The 19,307-nt window shown below is 63.5% G+C and carries 20 protein-coding genes, 1 other RNA gene and 1 pseudogene; 8 read left to right on the plus strand and 14 right to left on the minus strand.

The genetic code is table 11. The annotated features are described in order from the left end of the window. Positions 1–22: 22 nt before the first annotated feature. The 3 genes from serC to gyrA form a co-directional block, all read right to left on the minus strand. Complete coding sequence (serC, locus tag J8I35_RS18170; protein ID WP_050011544.1) at positions 23–1,105, minus strand: 3-phosphoserine/phosphohydroxythreonine transaminase; 1,083 nt, start codon at positions 1,103–1,105, stop codon at positions 23–25. 157 nt (positions 1,106–1,262) lie between these two features. Next, on the minus strand, positions 1,263–1,862 hold the full coding sequence (locus J8I35_RS18175) for a DUF2059 domain-containing protein (RefSeq protein ID WP_006486966.1): 600 nt from the start codon (positions 1,860–1,862) through the stop codon (positions 1,263–1,265). 83 nt (positions 1,863–1,945) lie between these two features. After that, complete coding sequence (gyrA, locus tag J8I35_RS18180; RefSeq protein ID WP_050011545.1) at positions 1,946–4,549, minus strand: DNA gyrase subunit A; 2,604 nt, start codon at positions 4,547–4,549, stop codon at positions 1,946–1,948. Between the two features lie 562 nt (positions 4,550–5,111). Between gyrA and ompA the strand changes: the two genes are divergently transcribed. From ompA to J8I35_RS18210, 6 genes are all read left to right on the plus strand, one after another. Further along, entirely contained in the window at positions 5,112–5,780 is a 669-nt protein-coding gene (gene ompA, locus J8I35_RS18185; protein WP_050011546.1) for an outer membrane protein OmpA, read from the plus strand. 152 nt (positions 5,781–5,932) lie between these two features. Further along, positions 5,933–6,631, plus strand: coding sequence for a bifunctional 2-polyprenyl-6-hydroxyphenol methylase/3-demethylubiquinol 3-O-methyltransferase UbiG (gene ubiG / locus J8I35_RS18190; RefSeq protein WP_124556037.1), 699 nt, complete (start codon positions 5,933–5,935; stop codon positions 6,629–6,631). A gap of 13 nt (positions 6,632–6,644) precedes the next feature. Continuing rightward, on the plus strand, positions 6,645–7,358 hold the full coding sequence (gene gph / locus J8I35_RS18195; RefSeq protein ID WP_089488627.1) for a phosphoglycolate phosphatase: 714 nt from the start codon (positions 6,645–6,647) through the stop codon (positions 7,356–7,358). A gap of 17 nt (positions 7,359–7,375) precedes the next feature. Beyond that, positions 7,376–7,745, plus strand: a transfer-messenger RNA (tmRNA) gene (ssrA, locus tag J8I35_RS18200). A 179-nt stretch (positions 7,746–7,924) separates the two neighbouring features. Beyond that, the gene (locus tag J8I35_RS18205; RefSeq protein WP_209926450.1) at positions 7,925–9,166 is read left to right on the plus strand and encodes an integrase arm-type DNA-binding domain-containing protein; all 1,242 of its coding nucleotides are present in this window, start codon (positions 7,925–7,927) and stop codon (positions 9,164–9,166) included. Positions 9,167–9,174: 8 nt separating this feature from the next. Further along, a complete protein-coding gene (locus J8I35_RS18210; RefSeq protein ID WP_209926451.1) occupies positions 9,175–9,702 on the plus strand; it encodes a hypothetical protein in 528 nt (175 codons plus the stop codon). A 12-nt stretch (positions 9,703–9,714) separates the two neighbouring features. Here the strand turns inward: J8I35_RS18210 and J8I35_RS34860 are convergent, their stop codons facing one another. After that, positions 9,715–10,095: a helix-turn-helix domain-containing protein gene (locus J8I35_RS34860; protein WP_348522271.1), complete on the minus strand. Its 381-nt coding sequence runs from the start codon at positions 10,093–10,095 to the stop codon at positions 9,715–9,717. A gap of 67 nt (positions 10,096–10,162) precedes the next feature. Continuing rightward, positions 10,163–10,417 (minus strand): hypothetical protein, encoded by a 255-nt coding sequence (locus J8I35_RS18220; protein ID WP_209926453.1) that lies wholly within the window; start codon positions 10,415–10,417, stop codon positions 10,163–10,165. Positions 10,418–10,852: 435 nt separating this feature from the next. On the opposite strand from J8I35_RS18220, the gene J8I35_RS18225 reads away from it, so the two are divergent. After that, complete coding sequence (locus J8I35_RS18225) at positions 10,853–11,287, plus strand: hypothetical protein (RefSeq protein WP_209926455.1); 435 nt, start codon at positions 10,853–10,855, stop codon at positions 11,285–11,287. A 235-nt stretch (positions 11,288–11,522) separates the two neighbouring features. Here J8I35_RS18225 and J8I35_RS18230 read toward each other — a convergent pair whose 3' ends face one another. The 9 genes from J8I35_RS18230 to J8I35_RS18270 form a co-directional block, all read right to left on the minus strand. Continuing rightward, complete coding sequence (locus tag J8I35_RS18230; protein ID WP_209926456.1) at positions 11,523–12,638, minus strand: hypothetical protein; 1,116 nt, start codon at positions 12,636–12,638, stop codon at positions 11,523–11,525. Positions 12,639–12,719: 81 nt separating this feature from the next. After that, a complete protein-coding gene (locus J8I35_RS18235; protein WP_209926458.1) occupies positions 12,720–15,053 on the minus strand; it encodes a right-handed parallel beta-helix repeat-containing protein in 2,334 nt (777 codons plus the stop codon). Between the two features lie 53 nt (positions 15,054–15,106). Next, on the minus strand, positions 15,107–15,343 hold the full coding sequence (locus J8I35_RS18240; protein ID WP_209926460.1) for a hypothetical protein: 237 nt from the start codon (positions 15,341–15,343) through the stop codon (positions 15,107–15,109). Further along, complete coding sequence (locus tag J8I35_RS18245) at positions 15,343–16,017, minus strand: hypothetical protein (protein WP_209926462.1); 675 nt, start codon at positions 16,015–16,017, stop codon at positions 15,343–15,345. Before J8I35_RS18245 ends, J8I35_RS18240 begins: the two co-directional genes overlap by 1 nt. 1 nt (position 16,018) lies before the next feature. Next, entirely contained in the window at positions 16,019–16,321 is a 303-nt protein-coding gene (locus J8I35_RS18250) for a hypothetical protein (RefSeq protein ID WP_209926464.1), read from the minus strand. Then, entirely contained in the window at positions 16,318–16,518 is a 201-nt protein-coding gene (locus J8I35_RS18255) for a hypothetical protein (protein WP_175978917.1), read from the minus strand. The genes J8I35_RS18250 and J8I35_RS18255 overlap by 4 nt, the downstream gene beginning before the upstream one ends. Further along, entirely contained in the window at positions 16,505–16,798 is a 294-nt protein-coding gene (locus tag J8I35_RS18260) for a hypothetical protein (protein WP_175978916.1), read from the minus strand. Before J8I35_RS18260 ends, J8I35_RS18255 begins: the two co-directional genes overlap by 14 nt. Then, complete coding sequence (locus tag J8I35_RS18265) at positions 16,795–17,457, minus strand: hypothetical protein (protein ID WP_209926466.1); 663 nt, start codon at positions 17,455–17,457, stop codon at positions 16,795–16,797. Before J8I35_RS18265 ends, J8I35_RS18260 begins: the two co-directional genes overlap by 4 nt. A gap of 3 nt (positions 17,458–17,460) precedes the next feature. Continuing rightward, complete coding sequence (locus tag J8I35_RS18270; RefSeq protein ID WP_157727002.1) at positions 17,461–17,712, minus strand: hypothetical protein; 252 nt, start codon at positions 17,710–17,712, stop codon at positions 17,461–17,463. Between the two features lie 227 nt (positions 17,713–17,939). On the opposite strand from J8I35_RS18270, the pseudogene J8I35_RS18275 reads away from it, so the two are divergent. After that, a pseudogene (locus J8I35_RS18275) lies at positions 17,940–18,568 on the plus strand (iron chelate uptake ABC transporter family permease subunit); the annotation flags it as partial. Between the last annotated feature and the right edge of the window lie 739 nt (positions 18,569–19,307).

The raw sequence follows: 19,307 nt of genomic DNA on the forward strand, positions 1-19,307 counted from the left end.
TGCTGTTTGAGCAGCGCCGCCGTCAGGCGCCGCGCTGCTCGAAGTCCTTCATGTACTCGACGAGCGCCTTCACGCCCTCGAGCGGCACCGCGTTGTAGATCGACGCCCGCATGCCGCCGACGGACTTGTGGCCCTTCAGCTGCAGCAGCCCGCGCGCCTTTGCGCCGGCAAGGAAGTCTTCGTTGCGCGTTTCGTCGGCCAGGAAAAACGGCACGTTCATCCGCGAACGTGCTGCCGGCTCGACCTTGTTCAGATAGAAGCTGCTCGCGTCGATCGTGTCGTAGAGCAGCTTCGATTTTTCGATATTGCGGGCCTCGATCGCTTCGAGGCCGCCCTGCCGCTTCAGCCACTGGAACACGAGGCCCGCGATGTAGATCGCGTAGGTGGGCGGCGTGTTGTACAGCGAGTTGTTCGCGGCGATGGTCTTCCATTCGAACGCGGACGGGCAGATCGACAGCGCGCGATCGAGCAGATCCTCGCGCACGATCACGACCGTCACGCCGGCCATCCCGATGTTCTTCTGCGCGCCGCCAAACAGCACGCCGTACTTCGCGACGTCCATCGGACGCGACAGGATGTGCGACGAGACATCCGCGACCAGCGGCACGTCGCCGAGATCGGGGATCTCGAACGTCTCGACGCCGTCGATCGTCTCGTTGGTGCACAGATGCACGTAGGCCGGATCGTCCGATAGTTGCCATTCCGCGCGCACGGGCGCACGCGTGAAGCCGTCTTCCGTCTTGCCGCTCGCGGCCAGATGCGGCGTGCAGAACTTGTTCGCCTCGCCGAACGATTTCTGCGACCACGAACCCGTCACGACGAAGTCGGCCGTCTTGCGCGCGCCCAGCAGGTTCATCGGCACGATCGCGTTTTCCGCGATGCCGCCGCCCTGCAGAAACAGGATCCGGTGGCTCGCCGGCACGCCTAGCAGGTCGCGCAGGTCGGTCAGCGCGGCCTCGTGGATCGACATGAATTCCTTGCCGCGATGGCTCATCTCCATCACGCTCATGCCGCTGCCGTGCCAGTCGAGCATTTCGTCGGCGGCCTGCCGCAGCACTTCCTCGGGCATCGCCGCAGGGCCGGCGGAGAAATTAAAGACGCGCATCGTGAAAACCTCGGGAGGGACGCGACCGGCTTGTCGCCGGCAAAACGCGCCAGAAAAGAAATGGCCGCTTGCGCTCGCGCGCAAACGGCCATTATCGCACTGTCGTCAGGCTCCCGCCAAACCCGGCCGAACGGCCGGGGGCGCGCGCCCGGACAGCTTACTTGCCCGGCTTGACTGCTGCGACTTCCTTGTCAGCCTGCGTACGCGTTGCCTGGATCGCTTGCGGCATGTACTTCTGCATCAGGCCGTTGACCACGTCGCGACCGACCTGATCCTGAACCTGGATGAACTTGCGGCCCGTCGGGCTCTTGTAGAACGTCGTCAGATCCTTGATCTCCGACGTGCTGTAGTACTTCGCGTACGCGTCGTACTGAGCCGACATCGCGTCGCTCTGGAACTGTTGCGTGCCGAACACCTTGCCAGCACCGTCGACCAGCTTCGGCACCGCGTTCTTCTGCAGCGTCGGAACGGCAGCCTGCTTCTGCTTGTCGTTCAGCGTCTTGTTTTCCGACAGCGCGTCCGACAGGATGGCCGGCACGAGCTGCTTGGCCTGCATTTCGGCGCTGTTGCCGATTGCCGACACGAGCTTCGGCGCGTCGATCGCGTCGAGCAGATCCTTGATCGCTGCCTTCTTGTCGGCGTCGATCGGCGCAGCTGCCGCCGGAGCAGCCGGTGCGGAATTCGACAGCGCCTGCGCCATCGCGAAAGTCGGCACCAGTGCAGCCAGCAGAACCAGTTGCTTGAATTGCTTTTGCATCATCACTCCCTTTTGGAAATATGAATGGTTGCTCGCCGGCCGCGGCGCTTTTCGCCCGCGGCGGCCAGAGTCTCATCCGTTCTTCAGGCTTCGCCGTCCGACGCCTCGTCGGCTTCGCCCTCTCCCTCTTCGGCCTCGGCGATCTGCTGGAGGCCAGAGAGCTTCGTACCCTCATCGAGACTGATGAGTGTAACACCTTGCGTGGCGCGCCCCATCTCGCGAATCTCGGACACGCGGGTGCGAATCAACACGCCGGCCGTCGTGATCAGCATGATCTGATCCTCGGCGTCGACGAGCGTGGCAGCCACGACCTTGCCGTTGCGCTCGGACGTCTGGATCGCGATCATACCCTTCGTGCCGCGGCCATGGCGCGTGTACTCGGTGATCGGCGTGCGCTTGCCGTAGCCGTTTTCGGTCGCGGTGAGCACGGTCTGCTCCTCGCTGCCCGCGACGAGCATCGCGATGACCTGCTGCCCGTCCTCGAGCTGCATGCCGCGCACGCCGCGCGCCTCGCGCCCCATTGGACGCACGTCGTTCTCGTCGAAACGCACGGCCTTGCCGGAGTCCGAGAACAGCATCACGTCGTGCGCGCCGTCGGTGATCGACGCACCGATCAGGTAGTCGCCGTCGTCGAGGCCGACTGCGATGATGCCCTTCTTCATCGGGCGGCTGAACGCTTCGAGCGGCGTCTTCTTCACGGTGCCGAGCGACGTCGCCATGAAGATGAACTTGTCGGCCGAGAATTCCTTGACCGGCAGCACGACGTTGATCTTCTCGCCTTCCTGCAGCGGGAACATGTTGACGATCGGACGGCCGCGCGAATTGCGCGAGCCCTGCGGCACTTCATAGACCTTGACCCAGTACACGCGGCCGCGGTTCGAGAAGCACAGGATGTAGTCGTGCGTGTTCGCGATGAAGAGCGTCTCGATCCAGTCGTCTTCCTTCATCTGCGTCGCCTGCTTGCCGCGACCGCCGCGCTTCTGCGCGCGGTACTCGGACAACGGCTGCGACTTCACGTAGCCCGCGTGCGACATCGTGACGACCATGTCCTGCGGCGTGATCAGATCCTCGGTGTTCAGCTCGGTCGCGTTCAGCTCGATCTTCGAGCGGCGCGCGTCGCCGAATTCGGCCTTCACCGAGGTCAGTTCCTCGCCGATCATCGTCGTGATCCGCTCGGGGCGCGCGAGGATGTCCAGCAGGTCGGCGATCTGCGCCATCACGTCGCGGTACTCGCCGATGATCTTGTCCTGCTCGAGGCCGGTCAGGCGCTGCAGACGCATCTGCAGGATTTCCTGCGCCTGCGTGTCGGACAGGCGGTACAGCCCGTCGGTCTGCATCCCGAACGCCGGGTTCAGGCCTTCCGGACGGTACGCGGAACGGCCGCCGGCCGCCGCGTTCTCGCTCTCGGCGCGCGTCAGCATCTCGCGCACGAGCGACGAATCCCACGGCTTCGCCATCAGTTCCTGCTTCGCGATCGGCGGCGTCGGCGCGGCCTTGATGATCGCGATGAACTCGTCGATGTTCGCGAGCGCGACCGCGAGACCTTCGAGCACGTGGCCGCGTTCGCGAGCCTTGCGCAGTTCGTAGATCGTGCGGCGCGTCAGCACTTCGCGTCGGTGCGACAGGAAGCACTGCAGGATTTCCTTCAGGTTCAGCAGCTTCGGCTGGCCGTCGACGAGCGCGACCATGTTCATGCCGAACGTGTCCTGCAGCTGCGTCGCCTTGTACAGGTTGTTCAGCACCACTTCCGGCACTTCGCCGCGCTTGAGCTCGATCACGACGCGCATGCCGCTCTTGTCGGACTCGTCGCGGATGTCGGAAATGCCTTCGAGCTTCTTCTCGTTGACGAGCTCGGCGATCCGCTCGAGCAGCGAGCGCTTGTTCACCTGATACGGCAGCTCGTCGACGATGATCGCCATCCGCTGGCCGCGGTCGATCTCCTCGAAGTGCGTGGCCGCACGCATCACGACGCGGCCGCGCCCGGTGCGGTAGCCGTCGCGCACGCCGGCGACGCCGTAGATGATGCCGGCCGTCGGGAAGTCCGGCGCTGGGATGATCTCGATCAGCTCGTCGATCGTCGCTTCCGGGTTGCCGAGCAGGTGCTGGCACGCGTCGACGACTTCGTTCAGGTTGTGCGGCGGGATGTTGGTCGCCATGCCGACCGCGATGCCCGACGAGCCGTTGATCAGCAGGTTCGGAATGCGCGACGGCAGGACCGACGGCTGCATTTCGTTGCCGTCGTAGTTCGGCTCGAAATCGACGGTTTCCTTGTCGATGTCGGCGAGCAGCTCGTGGCCGATCTTCGCCATGCGAATTTCGGTGTAACGCATCGCCGCGGCATTGTCGCCGTCGATCGAGCCGAAGTTGCCCTGCCCGTCGATCAGCATGTAGCGCAGCGAGAAATCCTGCGCCATCCGCACGATCGTGTCGTAGACCGCGGTATCGCCGTGAGGGTGGTATTTACCGATCACGTCACCGACGATACGCGCCGACTTCTTGTACGCGCGGTTCCAGTCGTTGTTCAGTTCGTGCATCGCGAACAACACGCGCCGGTGCACGGGCTTGAGGCCATCGCGGACATCCGGGAGGGCACGTCCGACGATCACGCTCATCGCGTAATCGAGATACGAACGGCGCATTTCCTCCTCTAGGGAGGTGGGCAGGGTCTCTTTGGCGAATTGATCCATGTATCCGTATCGTTTCGGAGCGAAGACGGCGAACGCCTTTCGCGTGGGCGCTGCATGCGCAACGCAACGCGAGATTCTAACATGCACCCATCGGCCGCCAATCCGCCTCCCCCACTATATGTAAACAGCAAAAATCGCGGCCGCGGCGAATCGGCCGAAATCCTCGGTCGAAATCGGGCCGACGAAAGGGTACGCGGGTACGCGACGCGACGTCGCAAGCGATCGCATCCGCCGCGTTTCCTGCGCGCGAGTAAACAACCGCATGCAATCGCGCAATTTCGCCGCCCCGCTCTTGACAATCTCTAAAAGTTACGGCAGGCGGGTGTTGCGCATGCACCACAAAGTTGAAGCGATCTTGGGGTGGGGAGGATTTTTTTTCGTAGGAAGGGAACGATATGGCAAAATGCCAACGCACTGAAAGTTAGACGCTGCTCGAAGTCTACACAGAGCGGTGCCGCGTTTTTTGTGCCGCACCAATGTTATACTTCGAGCAATGTATGACTTGTCACCGTCAACAGGCTCGCAGTAAACCTGCGGTAATCTCAATTTCGAGAGGAGAAATATGAATAAACTTTCAAAGCTCGCGTTCATTGCAGCTACCGCAGTTATGGCTGCATCCGCTTCGGCACAGTCGGTGCCGGCGTCGCGTCAAGCCGTCAATGACAACTGGGTGAACGGCACGGGCGAATGGGTGTGGATGAACGGCACGAACGAGCTCTGCTGGCGCGATGCGTTCTGGACGCCGGCCACCGCCAACGCGAAGTGCGATGGCGCACTGGTCGCCCAGGCACCGCAGCCGCCGGTCGCTCCGGTCGCTCCGGCCATCACGAGCCAGAAGATCACGTATCAAGCTGACGCACTGTTCGACTTCGACAAGGCAACGCTCAAGCCGCTGGGCAAGCAAAAGCTGGACGAACTGTCGTCGAAGATCCAGGGCATGAACACGGAAGTGGTCGTCGCAACGGGCTACACGGACCGCATCGGTTCGGACAAGTACAACGACCGTCTGTCGCTGCGCCGCGCGCAAGCCGTGAAGTCGTACCTGGTCAGCAAGGGTGTGCCGGCCAACAAGATCTACACGGAAGGCAAGGGCAAGCGCAACCCGGTTACGACCGGCTGCAACCAGAAGAACCGCAAGCAACTCATCGCCTGCCTCGCACCGGACCGCCGCGTGGAAGTCGAAGTGGTCGGTACGCAAGAAGTCCAGAAGACGACCGTTCCGGCAAACTAAGCCGCGGTTTTCGACTGCTTCAAAGCCCCGCTCCGGCGGGGCTTTTTCATTGACGCCCGTCCAGGCGCTCGCTGGCCTCGCCGTCCGCCCGCTTATATACTCGGGGCTGACGCACCGACGCACCGCCCTCTCCTCGTAGCCCGTTTGCCGACATGACCAACGCCGATCCGCACGAACTCCAGAAATTCAGCGACCTCGCCCATCGGTGGTGGGACCCGAATGCCGAATTCAAACCGCTGCACGACCTGAACCCGGTACGGCTCGGCTGGATCGACGCGCATGCGCACCTGGCCGGCAAGCGCGTGCTCGACATCGGCTGCGGCGGCGGCATCCTGTCCGAATCGATGGCCGGACTCGGCGCACAGGTGAAAGGCATCGACCTGTCGACCGAAGCGCTTGGCGTGGCCGATCTGCACAGTCTCGAAAGCGGCATTTCGGTCGATTACGAGGCGATCGCCGCCGAAGCGATCGCCGCGCGCGAACCGGGCAGCTACGACGTCGTCACGTGCATGGAGATGCTCGAGCACGTGCCGTCGCCCGCCGATATCGTGGCCGCGTGCGCGACGCTCGTGAAGCCGGGCGGCTGGGTGTTCTTCTCGACGCTGAACCGCAACCTGAAGTCCTACCTGTTCGCGGTGATCGGCGCGGAATACATCGCACAAATGCTGCCGAAGGGCACGCACGATTACGCGCGCTTCATCCGCCCGTCGGAACTGGCCGGATTCGTGCGCGCGACGGATCTGCACATCGCCGAGATCAAGGGCATCACGTATCACCCGATCGGCAAGCGCTTCGCGCTGTCGAACGACACCGACATCAACTACCTCGTCGCATGCCGACGCGGCGCATGACCTGCTGACCGGCATGACGACTCCCCTTTCGACCGCGCGGATCGCAGACGAACCGCGCCTGCTGCACTGCGATGCGGTCCTGTTCGATCTGGACGGCACGCTCGCCGACACGGCGCCCGATCTCGCGGCAGCCGTCAACAAGATGCAGCGCGCGCGCGGCCTGCCCGAAACGTCGCTCGACGTGCTGCGGCCGCTGGCCTCGGCCGGCGCACGCGGCCTGCTCGGCGGCGCGTTCGGCATCGATCCGCACACGGCCGGCTACGAAGCGATGCGCGACGAGTTCCTGGCCAACTACGCAGCCGACCTCTGCGTGCATACGACGCTGTTCCCCGGCATCGGCGACGTGCTCGACGAACTCGATGCGCGCGGCGTACGCTGGGGCATCGTCACGAACAAGGCGATGCGGCTCACCGCGCCGCTCGTCGAGCTGCTCGGCCTCGCGCCGCGCGCCGCCTGCATCGTCGGGGGCGACACTACGCCGCACCCGAAACCGCATCCGGCCCCGCTGCTGCATGCGGCCGACCAGTTGACGCTCGCGCCCGAGCGTATCGTCTACGTCGGCGACGACCTGCGCGACATTCAGGCTGGCAGCGCCGCCGGCATGGCCACCGTCGCAGCCGCATACGGCTATTGCGGCGACGGCGTCGCGCCGACCGACTGGCAGGCCCAGCACCTCGTCGATACGACGCAGGAACTGCGGGACCTGCTGCGCGATGTTGGGCTATAATGATTGATCTTATCCGCGGGGGCGACCTGGTTTCGACAGGGGTTGTGAAGCGGCTAGGGCATGTCGAGGACCCGTCACCTCGTTAATCAATGGGAAAATCGTAACTGCAAACGACGATACGTTCGCACTGGCAGCCTAAGGGCCGCCGTCCTCTGCCTAGTTCACTGACGGGCTAGTGTCGCAAGACCGGTAGCAATACCGCCAGAGGTCATTTACGTCAGTTAAGCCCTGTCGGCGTCGCGACGCCAGGGTCGAAAATCTAGCGAATCGCCGTAGTGCAGCGTGTTCGTCCGCGTCGCTGCGGTTAAATCAAAAGACTGGACTAAACATGTAGAACTAGTCGTGGAGCGCTTCTGGACGCGGGTTCGATTCCCGCCGCCTCCACCAAACACCCTCTCAACGCAGATCAACGCGTTGCGATTGAACCCCGCCGGGCTTGGCTCCGCGGGGTTTTTTGTTGCAAACTATCTCAAGGAATCGCAACCACAGCCACATAACGATGGGGGTTCTTTCGGGGGTTCTTCGCTGTATCCCATGATCGAGAACCCCCACGCGCCGGAGTCCCCATGCCCCTGACCGACGTAGCAATCCGCAACGCCAAGCCGTCCGACAAGCAGCAGAAGCTGTTCGACGGTGGCGGCCTGTTCCTGCTCATCAAACCGGCCGGCGGCAAGCGGTGGGTGCTCAAGTACCGGTTCGGCGGGAAGGAAAAGAGCCTGGCGCTCGGCACCTACCCCGCCGTAGCGCTGGCCGAGGCCCGAAAGCGCCGCGACGAGGCCCGTGACAAACTGGCAGCCGGGATCGACCCGGGCGCCGCAAAGAAGGCCGAGAAGCGGACGCAGCGCCTCAGCGCCGAGAACTCTTTCGAGGCCGTCGCGCGCGAGTGGCACGCCAAATACGCGCCGACCTGGTCCGAAAGCCACGGGGCGCGGATCCTGCGTCGGCTCGAGGTGGACGCCTTCCCGTGGATCGGCGGCACCGCCATCGCCAACGTCGAGCCGCCTGACGTGCTGGACGCGCTGCGGCGAGTCGAGAAGCGCGGCGCGCTCGAGACGGCGCACCGACTGCAGGCCAACATCAGCCAGGTGTGCCGCTACGCCGTGGCGACCGGCCGCGCGAAGCGGGATGTCACGGCGGACCTCCGCGGCGCCCTGCCGCCGGTGCAGACCGAGCACATGGCCGCGATCACTGACCCGAAGCAGGTCGCCGAGCTCCTGCGCGCGATCGACGGGTATCACGGCACCTTCCCCGTGCAATGCGCCCTTCGCCTTGCGCCGCTGCTGTTCCAGCGCCCGGGCGAGCTGCGCGCGGCCGAGTGGGCCGAGTTCGACCTCGATAGCGCAACATGGGAGATCCCGAGCGAACGGATGAAGCGCACGAAGCAGGGCAAGGCATCCGGCGCCGCGCACATCGTGCCGCTGCCGTCGCAGGCCGTAGCGATCCTGCGCGAGCTGCACTCGCTGACGGGCAACGGCCGGTTCCTGTTCCCGAGCGTGCGCACGAAGGACCGGCCCATGTCCGACAACACGATCAACGGCGCACTGCGCCGGCTCGGGTACGACGGCGATACGATGACCGGTCACGGCTTCCGCGCTATGGCCCGGACAATTCTCGACGAAGTGCTCGGCGTGGCTCCGGCGGTCGTGGAGGCGCAGCTTGCGCACGCCGTGAAGGATCCACTCGGGCGCGCGTACAACCGCACGGCTCACCTGCCGCAGCGCCGCGAAATGATGCAGCAGTGGGCCGACTACCTCGATCAGCTCAAGGCCGGCGCGCGCATCGTGCCGCTCGCCGGCGCGACAAACTGACGCACATCATGTCGACCATTCGCATTTCGAAGCTAGAGGCCGCACGCCGGCATTTACGTGCGGCGATTGTGCTGCTGTTCAACGACGCCGATCCGGTTGTCGTGCACACGCTGGTCGGCGTAGCGTCGGTGCTCGCCGCTGATCTCGCGAAGCACCATCACCCAGACGCGCAGTGGGAATCGTGGGCACAGGACGCGAACGGCATCAGCGCTCAGGAATATTTCGCCATCGCCAGGTCGACGCAAAACTTCTTGAAGCATGCCGACCGCGACGTCGATGCGGTGCACGAGTTCGAGCCGATCGAAGCGGACGCCCTCGCGTTCGGCGCCACCCGCAACCTCGCCAACTTCGGAAAGCTCGGGCTCGAGGAAAGCACGCTCGAGCTCTGGTACATCGCGTGCAACGATCCCAGTGGCCTCGGGTACGAGGATGAGCTCTTTGCTCACGCCGCTCAGTTCTTCGGCGATCTCCGCGGCAAGACGCGTGCAGTCCAGTTAGCGAAAGGCCGCGACGTGCTCGACGCCATGCGACGGTAGCCCCGTCGCACGCTACGCGCCTCGATTCCGCTCGATCAACGCGATCAGGCTTTTGCCCGTCACCCCACTGGCCCGCGCGCCAATCTTCACGACTTCAAGCCGGCCGTCGCGCGCGAGATTGTAGACGGTCGCTTTGCAGACGCCGAGCATCTTCGATGCCTCAGCGATGCGGTACAGCCTGTCAGGACGAAGCGTAGGCGCCGCCGGCGCAACGGTATCCGGCTGCTCGTGACGATGCGTCGCCAGAGGTGTTGGAGCCCGCTCGCGCAGCCGCGCGGCAACGCGGCTCGCGATCCGATCCGCGAGCAGGTCGAGCAGATCCTCGCTCAGCACCACGTCGCGGCCAGTCAGCGTGACAGCGCCGGCCTTGGCGGTCTTCGGTACGTACGGCACATGCACCTCCTTCGATATCGATCGCCACAGACAGCGCCCCGCTTCGTTCGACGGGGCGCGCCGGTTTTCAGTCCAGGCCGATAGCCTTGGTAATCGCTGCATCCAGCTCGTCGGTCGCTGCTTCGGCCCGCTGCCAAAACCATGAAGCGCTAGGTATCGTGTCGAGGTCGACGTGCTGAGCGAACGCGCCACGAAGCGCAAAGATGCACGTACGGAGTTCGCCCTGCAGCGCGTAGATAGCCGCAAGGTCATGCGACGACACCGTAACTTGATCAGGAATACTACCGATAGGGAAAGCAAGAGATTGAACGTTGACGTTCATAGTGAGCTCCGTATGCGCGTGCGCCACCCCGCTGCTAACCGGGGGCGGGCGTCGATGACGGGGTTAGCAGACCGGGGCATACGGAACCCGGCAGGCCGAAGCCTCCCCACCATCGCCGCCCATAGAAGGCGCGAAGTACAGACGAAGAAAAACCGCTATCGCGAGCGGTTGACCGCCGCATGCATTCGGGCTGCTAAACCCGGCCGACGTTGTTTGCATCGACGGGTTCAGTATAGGGCAAACGAAAGCAAAATTGCAACAAAATCAGTATGTTAGGCAACTCTGTACGACGTGTACAGCCACCCCTGACACAACTTGAGCGTAGCTCGCCGGCAGGCATGCCGCGCGTTAGAATGCGCCGAACCACAACAACGAAACGGGGGCGCTGTGAATTCAACTAGACGCTTTGCATTCGCCGCGTGCGTGAGCGCGGCTATGATCTTGTCGGCGACGGCCGACGCGCAGTCATTCAACGCGCATGCGCGCCTTGTCACGACCTGGCAAGCAAAGGATCTCACGGGTAAATCGACGGCCGTAGAGCGCCTCGCTGCGCTCGAAGAAATGGACGAAGTTTACGACCGTCCCGGCGACAACTGCACGCAATTCATCGGGCCCGTCACCGTCGAGGGCATCCAGTTCACACCGAGCGGCGGCACCCTCGAAACGTTTCGATTCACTGACAAGAATGGAACCCAATGGTCCGTGCCAACGAACATCGGCCGGCTATCGAATGTTGACCGACAGCGCGCGAACAATCTCATTCGCGTCGGTAAGCGCTACTTCGTGCACGTGCAGGTGTGCGGTAGCGGTGGAATCGCGAGCCTGGTCAGCATGTACGATGCGGCCGTGACCTTCGGCCCGGTTCGCTGACCGCGTTTAGTGAGGCGCCGGCTATCGCGCGCGAGCGCCGATCTGGCGATAGCCGGCACGCATCACGGCATGGTGCACAGCGCGGATTACCGGCGCGATCGAACGACGACAGACCGCCGAGCGACTAGAACGAGCCGCGCGTGCTGCTCGAGAACAGGCCGCCGCCTGTCTCCCGTAGACTGCGCGGCCTGCTGATCGGAAAGCGCGGCTTGGGAGCCGATCCCGCTGCACGGGCTTAACGCACCCGTCGAGCTCGAAGCATGCCGGTGCCTGTTACGCTTCCGCCGGTAAAGTTCGCTTGTGCACCCAAGCGAACAGTCGTGGAGGACGCAAGGCTGAACCTGACCACCGGCGTCGACAGGTACGTAGAACTTCCGGCCGAGTTCGACACGGTAAATCCAACTCCCGGCGTGCTGTTTGGATTCGCATTCGCGACCGTATTCAAACCGCCAACAAAAGCGTTCGTAGTGGCGCCAGAATTTGCAAAACCAATACTGCCCTCTACGTCCCAGTCACCCGCCGACAGCGTGAGCGTTGCGATGTCGGTGTAAGTGCCAGACGTCAATGATGCTGCCGATCCCGTAATGGCCTGGTACTCGCCCACGCTCCCCGCACTCGCGTTGTTGTTCGTCGTCGTACCGACGATACCGCCAGTCGTGGACGGCACGAGTGCGCCCGTGACGGTCAGGTTTCCGTCTTCGCACATCGTGGCGAGCGCTTGGCTGTAGGCGTTGTTGATGAGCTGGAAGCAGCCGTTCGCGACGCGAAGTGTCTTTGACGGCGACGTGGCGCCGTTACCGGCAAGGGTCAGCGTCGCACCGCCCGCGCCCGTGTCGGTGATCTGCAATGCGTGACTCGATCCGCTCGTCGTGACTTGCAACGCGGTGCCGGTCGAGCCTGTCACCGTCACCGTGCCGGCGAGCGTCGGCGCAGTGTTGAACACCAGCGATCCGCTGCCCGTCTCGTCCGAAATCACGCCGGCCAGCTGTGCCGAGGTCGTCGCCGCAAACTGATTCAGGCCGCTTGACGTCAGTGCGATCGAACTCGCGCACGTGAAGCCAGTACCGGACGTCCAGCGCAGCGCGTTGTTCGATCCGCTGCAGCTCGGCATCGGGATAGCGGTCGGCGTAGCTGTCGCGCCGAGCGAGTTCCCGAGCACCGTATTCGCCGCCATAGGCGCCAGCGCGCCGACCGAAACGCTACCCCACGCAGCAGCGCCGGACGGCCCCGGCGATACGATGACCTGCCCGTTCGTCGAGCTGCTCGTGTCGAGCATCTGCACGGGAACCTTCGTTGCGGCGTGCGCGACTGTCGTCAGCGCGAGCACTGCGCCGATCAGGATCTTCTTCATTTGGATTCCTCTATATAGGTAGGAGATATGGCCGAGCGGACGACGTGAATCGTGTAAATCACGTCGCCCATGCATTTGCTGTTACGCGTTGTATACCGGGATCTTCTTGAGGGCCCCGCCCACATAGATCGGTAGGAACTGCCAAACTTGTGCCGGCAGCGCGATTCCGCCCGATGATGCAGTGGTCGCCATACTCCCGGACGGGACATTTATTGTTTTAGAGAGATCGAAATAGCTCGTGCTGCTGTTGCCGTCGATGTAATCCACGAGCGCGGGATTGGGGAAACTCGTCGCCATGACCGAGGCGCCGGTAATGTCGTTGCCGACCACGGTCGAGCGCGACGCCGTACCACCTCCGGTGAGCTGACGAATGCCGTAGGCGCACGTATCGATCTTGTTTCCGCTGACGGTGATGCGACCAGTCTCCCACCCGGCGGTAAATGCGTTCAGGAGAACGGCCTCACTCACGGTCGAGAAAACCGCATTTCCGACCACGGCGACATCGGTCGAATCGTTCACGTTGATGCCTTGGCCGCCCGACCCCGTGATCGTGTTTCCGGTTACCGCGATATTGGCATTGGCGCCGGTGTTGAAATCCCCGGCCTGCTCAATTGAAATACCGATAGCGCCGGCGTTGACAATGTTGTTTCCCGAAATCGTAATGTTTCGATTGACGTCCGGCGTTGCCCCAAATTTGCACACGCGCACACCGTGCAAATTATTAACCATTGTATTTCCGATAAATGCCACATCGGTACAACGATCCGCACCAACCGCTGTCCCAACGTTGCCGGTGAACATGCACCCTTGGACCGCGCCTTGCGTGACGCCAACGGAGAGTGCCAAACCCCAATCCCCGTTTTGCGAGAATTCACACCCGGAGACATTGAAATTGACGATATTGCTCGCGAGCGCCGCACCGTCGCCGGAACAGTTATAAAAGCGGCTGTTCAGCAGACGGATATCCGTCGTTTGGAACGCGATAAAGCCTTGTGCGTAATGCGTAGCGTCTCCAAAGTTCCGGAACGTGCAGTTGGTAATTCGAACGCCTACGGTGTTTTCCACGGCCACCGACACCGATTGAGTGAGCCCCGTTTTTACGCTTTCGAAAACGATCCCCTCGAGCGAAAGAGAACCGGCGCCGACGTTGTACAACCCGCGGTTGAGGCCGCCGATATTGATGCCCAACGTCATCGCCGGGTCAAGATAGACGTGCGTTCCCGGTTCGCCGAGCCATTTCGTTCCGGCCGGCCATGTCACGAACGACCTGAGACGATAGGTTCCAGCGGGGAAGAACAGCGTCTTTCCCGCGGCAGCGGCCCAGTTGGTTGCGCGCTGGATAGCGGCAGAATCGTCGAATCCGGACGTGCCGCTGCCGGTCGCGCCGAACTGCTTGACGCTGACGGAATTCGTCACCCGCAGTTTCCATCGAGCACCATCGTTCGCAACGATGATAGTGCCCGTGTTGTCTGCGCTCGTGGTATCGCTCTGGTCAAGGTAGTACGCGCCACCACCGCCGTCACCGGCAGCGTAATACCCCGTCACGAACGCGCGTTTATGGACAGTGGAGTCCAGCGCGCGAAGCGCTGCAATCGCGTCGACGTTGCGATTAAGGATATTCCCCCAAGCCAGTTGATCATCGCCGACCGACCCGTCTGGCGGAAGATAGAGCGAGAGGGTCGTCCCGCCAACGCACCAGATGCGCGACACGCCGAGGGGGATCACCGCGTCGAACTGCAGCGTCATGCCGCCATTGGTGAGCGAGTAGCTCGCGGGATCTTGCGAAACACCGGCCATGACGACGATGCCGAGATTGGCTTTCGCGCCGTACGCTCGCGACAGGCTGACACTGCTTGAAGTGCCGGCCGTGTAGTCGATGCCATCGGTCCAAACTTCGTTTTTCAGATCGCCGGCACCGACGCTTGCGGGGAGCGGCACCAGCGTTTGCTGGCCGGTGCTGTCGAACGCCAGTACCTTTCCTGCCCGATCATTTTTCTTCGGCAACGTGCCGTCGGTTCCGTATTCGGAAAGCGGATAGCGGATCGAGTTGACAGCAACCGCGCTCACTTGCTGCGCGATCATCGTCAGCTTGTCGAGCGCTTTTTCGGTTGCCTTCGCGGGGAACGGATCGTTCTGCTGGTATTCGGTTTCTTGCGTCACCGGAACCTGGCGGTAGATATGAAGCGTTGACCCATACGCATATGCGACATTCGTCGCGACTGCGCCGCCGCTTTCCACTCCGGCGCCACTCACCGAATAGTCGGTACCGAACACGAGCGATGTGAGCGCTCCGTTTGCGTCGATCTTGTCGACGAAAACCTCGTTCGCGTCAAGGAAGTAGAAGACCGTGGGGAAATCGACGGTTGATCCGTCGGTAGCGTAGCTAACGTCCTGAATACTCGATGTGACAGTCATATGTAGTCCTTATTTAGTTTTCGGCTCAGTTTCATTCCGCGTATTTCTTGCTCTTACGGCCTACGTAGCGGCCGGCGTGGCGCGTCTTCGCGGCGCTTGCCCGTCTTTTCGCACCAGAGATCGAGGATCAGCTCGCCGCGCACGTGAGACGGCTCGGCCGTCCCTCGGCCATAACTGCGCAGCATCGATAGCGAAATCGCACCCTGTATCTCCCGAAACACGGCCCTCGGCGGCAAACCAACGCAATGCAGGTCAAACAGCACCTCGCGCCAGCTGATCGCCGAGGTCATCACTTCAGCTTCCCTGCGGCCCGCTGCCGGAGCGCTTCCTGCGCGAACTTGATGACCGTCTTGCGATCGGCGCCGAGGCCCGTCTCGACGAGCACCTTAGCGACGCGGGGGTCGCGCTTTGCGAGCGCATTCGCGGCGTCCCACGCCTGCTCCCAATCGCTGCCGAAGGTCTCTTTCATGCCCTGCACGGCATCGGCAAGGTGGGCTTGCTTGTCGGCCTCGGGCAGCGCCGGCCAAGCCTGCGCAAACAGCCGGGCGTCGGCGAGGAATTCGCGCACGTCGGTCTGGTTGCCGCCGTGGTCGGCGACGATCGCCGCGAACTCCTTGCGATCGATCGTTCCGCCCAAGCCGTCGTCGATCGCGGCCACGAGCTCCTGCCCCCATTGCCCGGAGCCGGTCAGCTCGTCGTACAGCACGCCGTGCGCACCCTCGTCGCCGTAGAACTTGCGCTCTCGATCGTTGCGAACGAGCGCGAGCGCATCCTGGTCGACGGCCTGCGGTGTGCGCTGCTCGTCGTTGAGGCGCAGATTCTCCGCGGCGTTCCATGCCTTCGGCTGCTCGACCGGCGCGCGCGGCGTCTCGGCCGCGCCCGGGAACTTGGTGTTCGAGTAGAACGCCGCGGCGCGTTCCTCGAGCGTCTTCTCGACGGGTGCGGATTGCTGTTCGGTATCCATATCAAACTTCCTTGGGAAACCCTTCGTACGGGAACCGCCAGCCCGTGAGATCGACAATGTGGACGAGCGGCGGTTTTCCATCCTTCACGCCCCATACGTGCGTCACGAATCGGTCGACCTTGTCGAGCTCGACAACGAATGGCGGCAAATATCCGTGACGCTCGACGTAGGCCGAAACCTCCGCGTCCCGGTCCTCACCACGTCGCAGCACGAGAATTTTTGCGCGTGCCGGCGGTGCGAGCAGTTCGAGCGCTTCTTCCTGTTCGCCGGCCGGCAATGCACGGACCGCATCGAGAATCGTCACGTGAATCTCCTGATAACGACAGTCGTTTCCGGCATGCAGGCATGCTCAGCGACATATGCGGCCACGCGAGCACGCCGGTCCTCGCGCTCGCCGACGATCAGCATCGGCGCATCAAGCCGCGGCGCGAGAAGCTGCTCCAGTTGGCTGAGCTCGGCATCGGTCAACTGCTCGAGGCGATCCGCGTCAATCCTCACCATGTGCGCTCCCAACACCGATCAGTTCTTTCAGCCGTTCGAGACGTTCCTCGCGCGTCATGTCTGTCACTTCGGCCTTGATTTCGCGCGGCAGCAACTTGCTCCAAATCTTGTAGAAGGCGGCCGGATCTGCCTTGCCGAACTTCACCAGTGCGGCCACGCCCCCCAACTTGTCGAACGCCTCGACGAGCGCGTCGCGGCACGCCTGTGTTGTCTTATTCGGGACGCCAGGCTTACGCCCTTTTCCTGCATTCGGGGGCAACGATCGACGGTTCGTGGTCACTGAACATCCTCCGCGGCCGATCGCAGCGCGGTTTCGCTGTCGATGATGTACGGCGGTCGGCGGCTCGGCTTCCGATATGCGGCCGCGTCTTCGAGGCGCACGATCGTCTGCTGCATGTGCCTCGCTGCGACGGCGCCGAGGCTGTCGGGTCGCCGATCTTCGTCGAACATCGACCTGACGTACGTCCGCACGGCCTGGTCGGAAATCCATGCGCGAGTGCCACTCACGTATAGCCCGGACGTCTGCGCATCGTTCAGCTCCGGATTCATGCAGACAGCGCGGATCGCCGTGTGCAGTTCGGCGTCGACCTGCAGGAACTCGCTGCGCGCGATAGCAACCGCCTCGAGCGCGGCTTCCAGCGCCTTCGCCGCGTTGACGTAGCGACGTTCCAGAGCGCGAGCCGCGCGCACGCCGTTCTGCGATTCCTGGTGCCGCGCTTCGAGCGCGGCGGCGGTGTTGGCGCGCTGCGCGGCCGCGTGCACACGGACGAGCGACGCTTCGCGCGACCGGTGCAGATCAGCGACAGCACGCAGCGACGCCGTTTCCTCGTCCTCTGCACCGTTGTTCTCGAGCAGTCGATCCTCGAGTTGCCGCTGCGCCGTGGCGGTCTGCTGTCGCGCTTCCGCGAGTTGCGCTTCGATCAGTCGGATATCGGCCATCGATCAATCCTCCACCAGTTCGACATCCCAATCCATTACGCGAGCCGCGTCGGCCTGCGCTGCCGTCGCGCGGCACCACGCGTGACCCGCGTCCGGCCGGATCCGCCATTCGCCGCCTTTCAGAAGTCCGTGGCGCTCGATGAATTCGGCGAGTGCGTCTTCCACAACGCACGCCATCGACGTCCCACGCAACAGGGCGCATGCCTGCAGCCGGCTACGTGTCGCGTCCCTCATATAAATGTTCGTTGCTGCCATGCTCGGCTCCTGTGTAGGCATTCGTTCAGCGTCGCATCAGCGCGACGCGGAATCTTGCGTTTGTGGCATATCACTATGCGCATACGGTCATGCAGGATCGTGCGTCGTTTGGCGCGCGGAATCTTGCGTTTCTCAGTCCGTCGTCGCGCGGGTCGGCCGCTTGCGGCTCGACCGCTTCACGCGCACCAGGTGCTTGCGCTCGCCAGCGCTGATCCGTCGTGGCGGCCGTCGTGGCGGCCGTCGTGGCGGGCGGCAGCCTCGGCATCGCCAGCGCGCTGTTCGAGTCGCTCACGCGCAATCCGCCCGCGTGGCCCGACCTGCTCGGCATGATCAGCGGCGCACAGCTCGGCCCGCTCGCGGCGATGCTCGTGCCCGCACTGGCGGGCGCCGCATCGGTGCCGCTGCTGTTCGTGTGCGGGCTGTCCGCCGCGGCGTGCGCGATCGCCGCGGCGGGCGGCGAGCGGCTGGCGCGCGACGCCGTTGCGGCTCGTCGCACCGAACCTGCTGCGCGAGGTGCACGGGGCCCGGGACCCGGGACCCGGGTGGCGCGGCTTGGCGTGCGGGTGCCGCTGTCGGCGCACTCGTGCTCGTTACCGACAGCGCGGTGCTCGGGTCGGGCCTCGACGCGACGCTGTCGACGGGTGTCGCGATCGCGCTCGTCGGCGTGTCGGCGTGTCGACCGTCCCCGAATGGCTGTCGCCCGCGCACTGGTTGGGCGCGCTGTCGGGCCACGATGCGCTTGCGCGGATGCTGATCGACCTGGGGATGCCGCGGCGGCTGTGCGCGCTCCTCGCGAGCCGTGAGCGGCGTCGCGACGCAGAGCGTCGTGCGCAACACGGACGCCGGCGCCAAGGTGCCCGCGCGATGCCGCGCATGCTTACGACTCACGACCGCGCGGCCTGCTGGATCGACATCGGGTAGCCAACCGGGTAGCTACGTGCGGTCTGGGCGAGTGGCACAACGCGTAACGTCCGCCTAGCAATGCGCCGAGCAGCGAGTTGAAATCGCCAATGGGGATTTCAATAGATCATGGTCGGTGCTGCGGGCAGCGGCTCGCGATGGGCCTAAGTCGTCGATGTCGGGCCAAGTGACCGAAATAGGGGTGCGACGGCCGCGCTCGCTACCGCTGTCACGCGAATGTGAAGACGGTTCTGCATGTCGCGGCGGCTGTGCTTGGTATTTCTCAGCACTTTGCTGCGCAGGTAGCGAACTCACACTCCGTCGCTACCTGCCACGGGCGTATTGCCGAACGCGCTGTTTTCTACGAGTAGGATGTTTTTCGCGATTTGGTGCTTGGTTTATTCCGGCCAGCGTTGCTACCTCCACGACGCCGCCATGCGGTGGCAACATGCCGGACGCCTTATTTGGCGCGGGTTTGGTGGAAGTGTTGCCACTGTTGCCTGTTGCTACCTCTAGTTGCAAAACTCCCCCGTACTGCTGCGCGCTCTTGCAAGCTACTCTTTTCCACCCTTTATTTATAAGAGGTAGCAACAGAGGCAACAGAGGCAACAGGCCCGCTGAATAAGGCCCGGCGCGTTGCCTACCTCTGTAGCCTCATCAACCGGTGGTAGCAACGCGATCGCCCGGCACGCCGC

Origin of the sequence: Burkholderia sp. CpTa8-5, assembly GCF_017815045.1 — a bacterium.
Lineage (GTDB): Bacteria > Pseudomonadota > Gammaproteobacteria > Burkholderiales > Burkholderiaceae > Burkholderia > Burkholderia sola.

What these genes read in the sequence shown, in the direction of transcription:
- ompA (WP_050011546.1), top strand. Translation starts at nt 5,112, where the DNA reads ATGAATAAACTTTCAAAGCTCGCGTTCATTGCAGCTACCGCAGTTATG.
- gph (WP_089488627.1), top strand. Translation starts at nt 6,645, where the DNA reads ATGACGACTCCCCTTTCGACCGCGCGGATCGCAGACGAACCGCGCCTG.
- J8I35_RS18225 (WP_209926455.1), top strand. Translation starts at nt 10,853, where the DNA reads ATGATCTTGTCGGCGACGGCCGACGCGCAGTCATTCAACGCGCATGCG.
- J8I35_RS18265 (WP_209926466.1), bottom strand. Translation starts at nt 17,457, where the DNA reads ATGGCCGATATCCGACTGATCGAAGCGCAACTCGCGGAAGCGCGACAG.
- J8I35_RS18220 (WP_209926453.1), bottom strand. Translation starts at nt 10,417, where the DNA reads ATGAACGTCAACGTTCAATCTCTTGCTTTCCCTATCGGTAGTATTCCT.
- J8I35_RS18205 (WP_209926450.1), top strand. Translation starts at nt 7,925, where the DNA reads ATGCCCCTGACCGACGTAGCAATCCGCAACGCCAAGCCGTCCGACAAG.
- J8I35_RS18235 (WP_209926458.1), bottom strand. Translation starts at nt 15,053, where the DNA reads ATGACTGTCACATCGAGTATTCAGGACGTTAGCTACGCTACCGACGGA.
- J8I35_RS18175 (WP_006486966.1), bottom strand. Translation starts at nt 1,862, where the DNA reads ATGCAAAAGCAATTCAAGCAACTGGTTCTGCTGGCTGCACTGGTGCCG.
- J8I35_RS18210 (WP_209926451.1), top strand. Translation starts at nt 9,175, where the DNA reads ATGTCGACCATTCGCATTTCGAAGCTAGAGGCCGCACGCCGGCATTTA.
- J8I35_RS18230 (WP_209926456.1), bottom strand. Translation starts at nt 12,638, where the DNA reads ATGAAGAAGATCCTGATCGGCGCAGTGCTCGCGCTGACGACAGTCGCG.
- ubiG (WP_124556037.1), top strand. Translation starts at nt 5,933, where the DNA reads ATGACCAACGCCGATCCGCACGAACTCCAGAAATTCAGCGACCTCGCC.
- J8I35_RS18240 (WP_209926460.1), bottom strand. Translation starts at nt 15,343, where the DNA reads ATGACCTCGGCGATCAGCTGGCGCGAGGTGCTGTTTGACCTGCATTGC.
- J8I35_RS18255 (WP_175978917.1), bottom strand. Translation starts at nt 16,518, where the DNA reads ATGGTGAGGATTGACGCGGATCGCCTCGAGCAGTTGACCGATGCCGAG.
- gyrA (WP_050011545.1), bottom strand. Translation starts at nt 4,549, where the DNA reads ATGGATCAATTCGCCAAAGAGACCCTGCCCACCTCCCTAGAGGAGGAA.
- J8I35_RS18270 (WP_157727002.1), bottom strand. Translation starts at nt 17,712, where the DNA reads ATGGCAGCAACGAACATTTATATGAGGGACGCGACACGTAGCCGGCTG.
- serC (WP_050011544.1), bottom strand. Translation starts at nt 1,105, where the DNA reads ATGCGCGTCTTTAATTTCTCCGCCGGCCCTGCGGCGATGCCCGAGGAA.
- J8I35_RS18245 (WP_209926462.1), bottom strand. Translation starts at nt 16,017, where the DNA reads ATGGATACCGAACAGCAATCCGCACCCGTCGAGAAGACGCTCGAGGAA.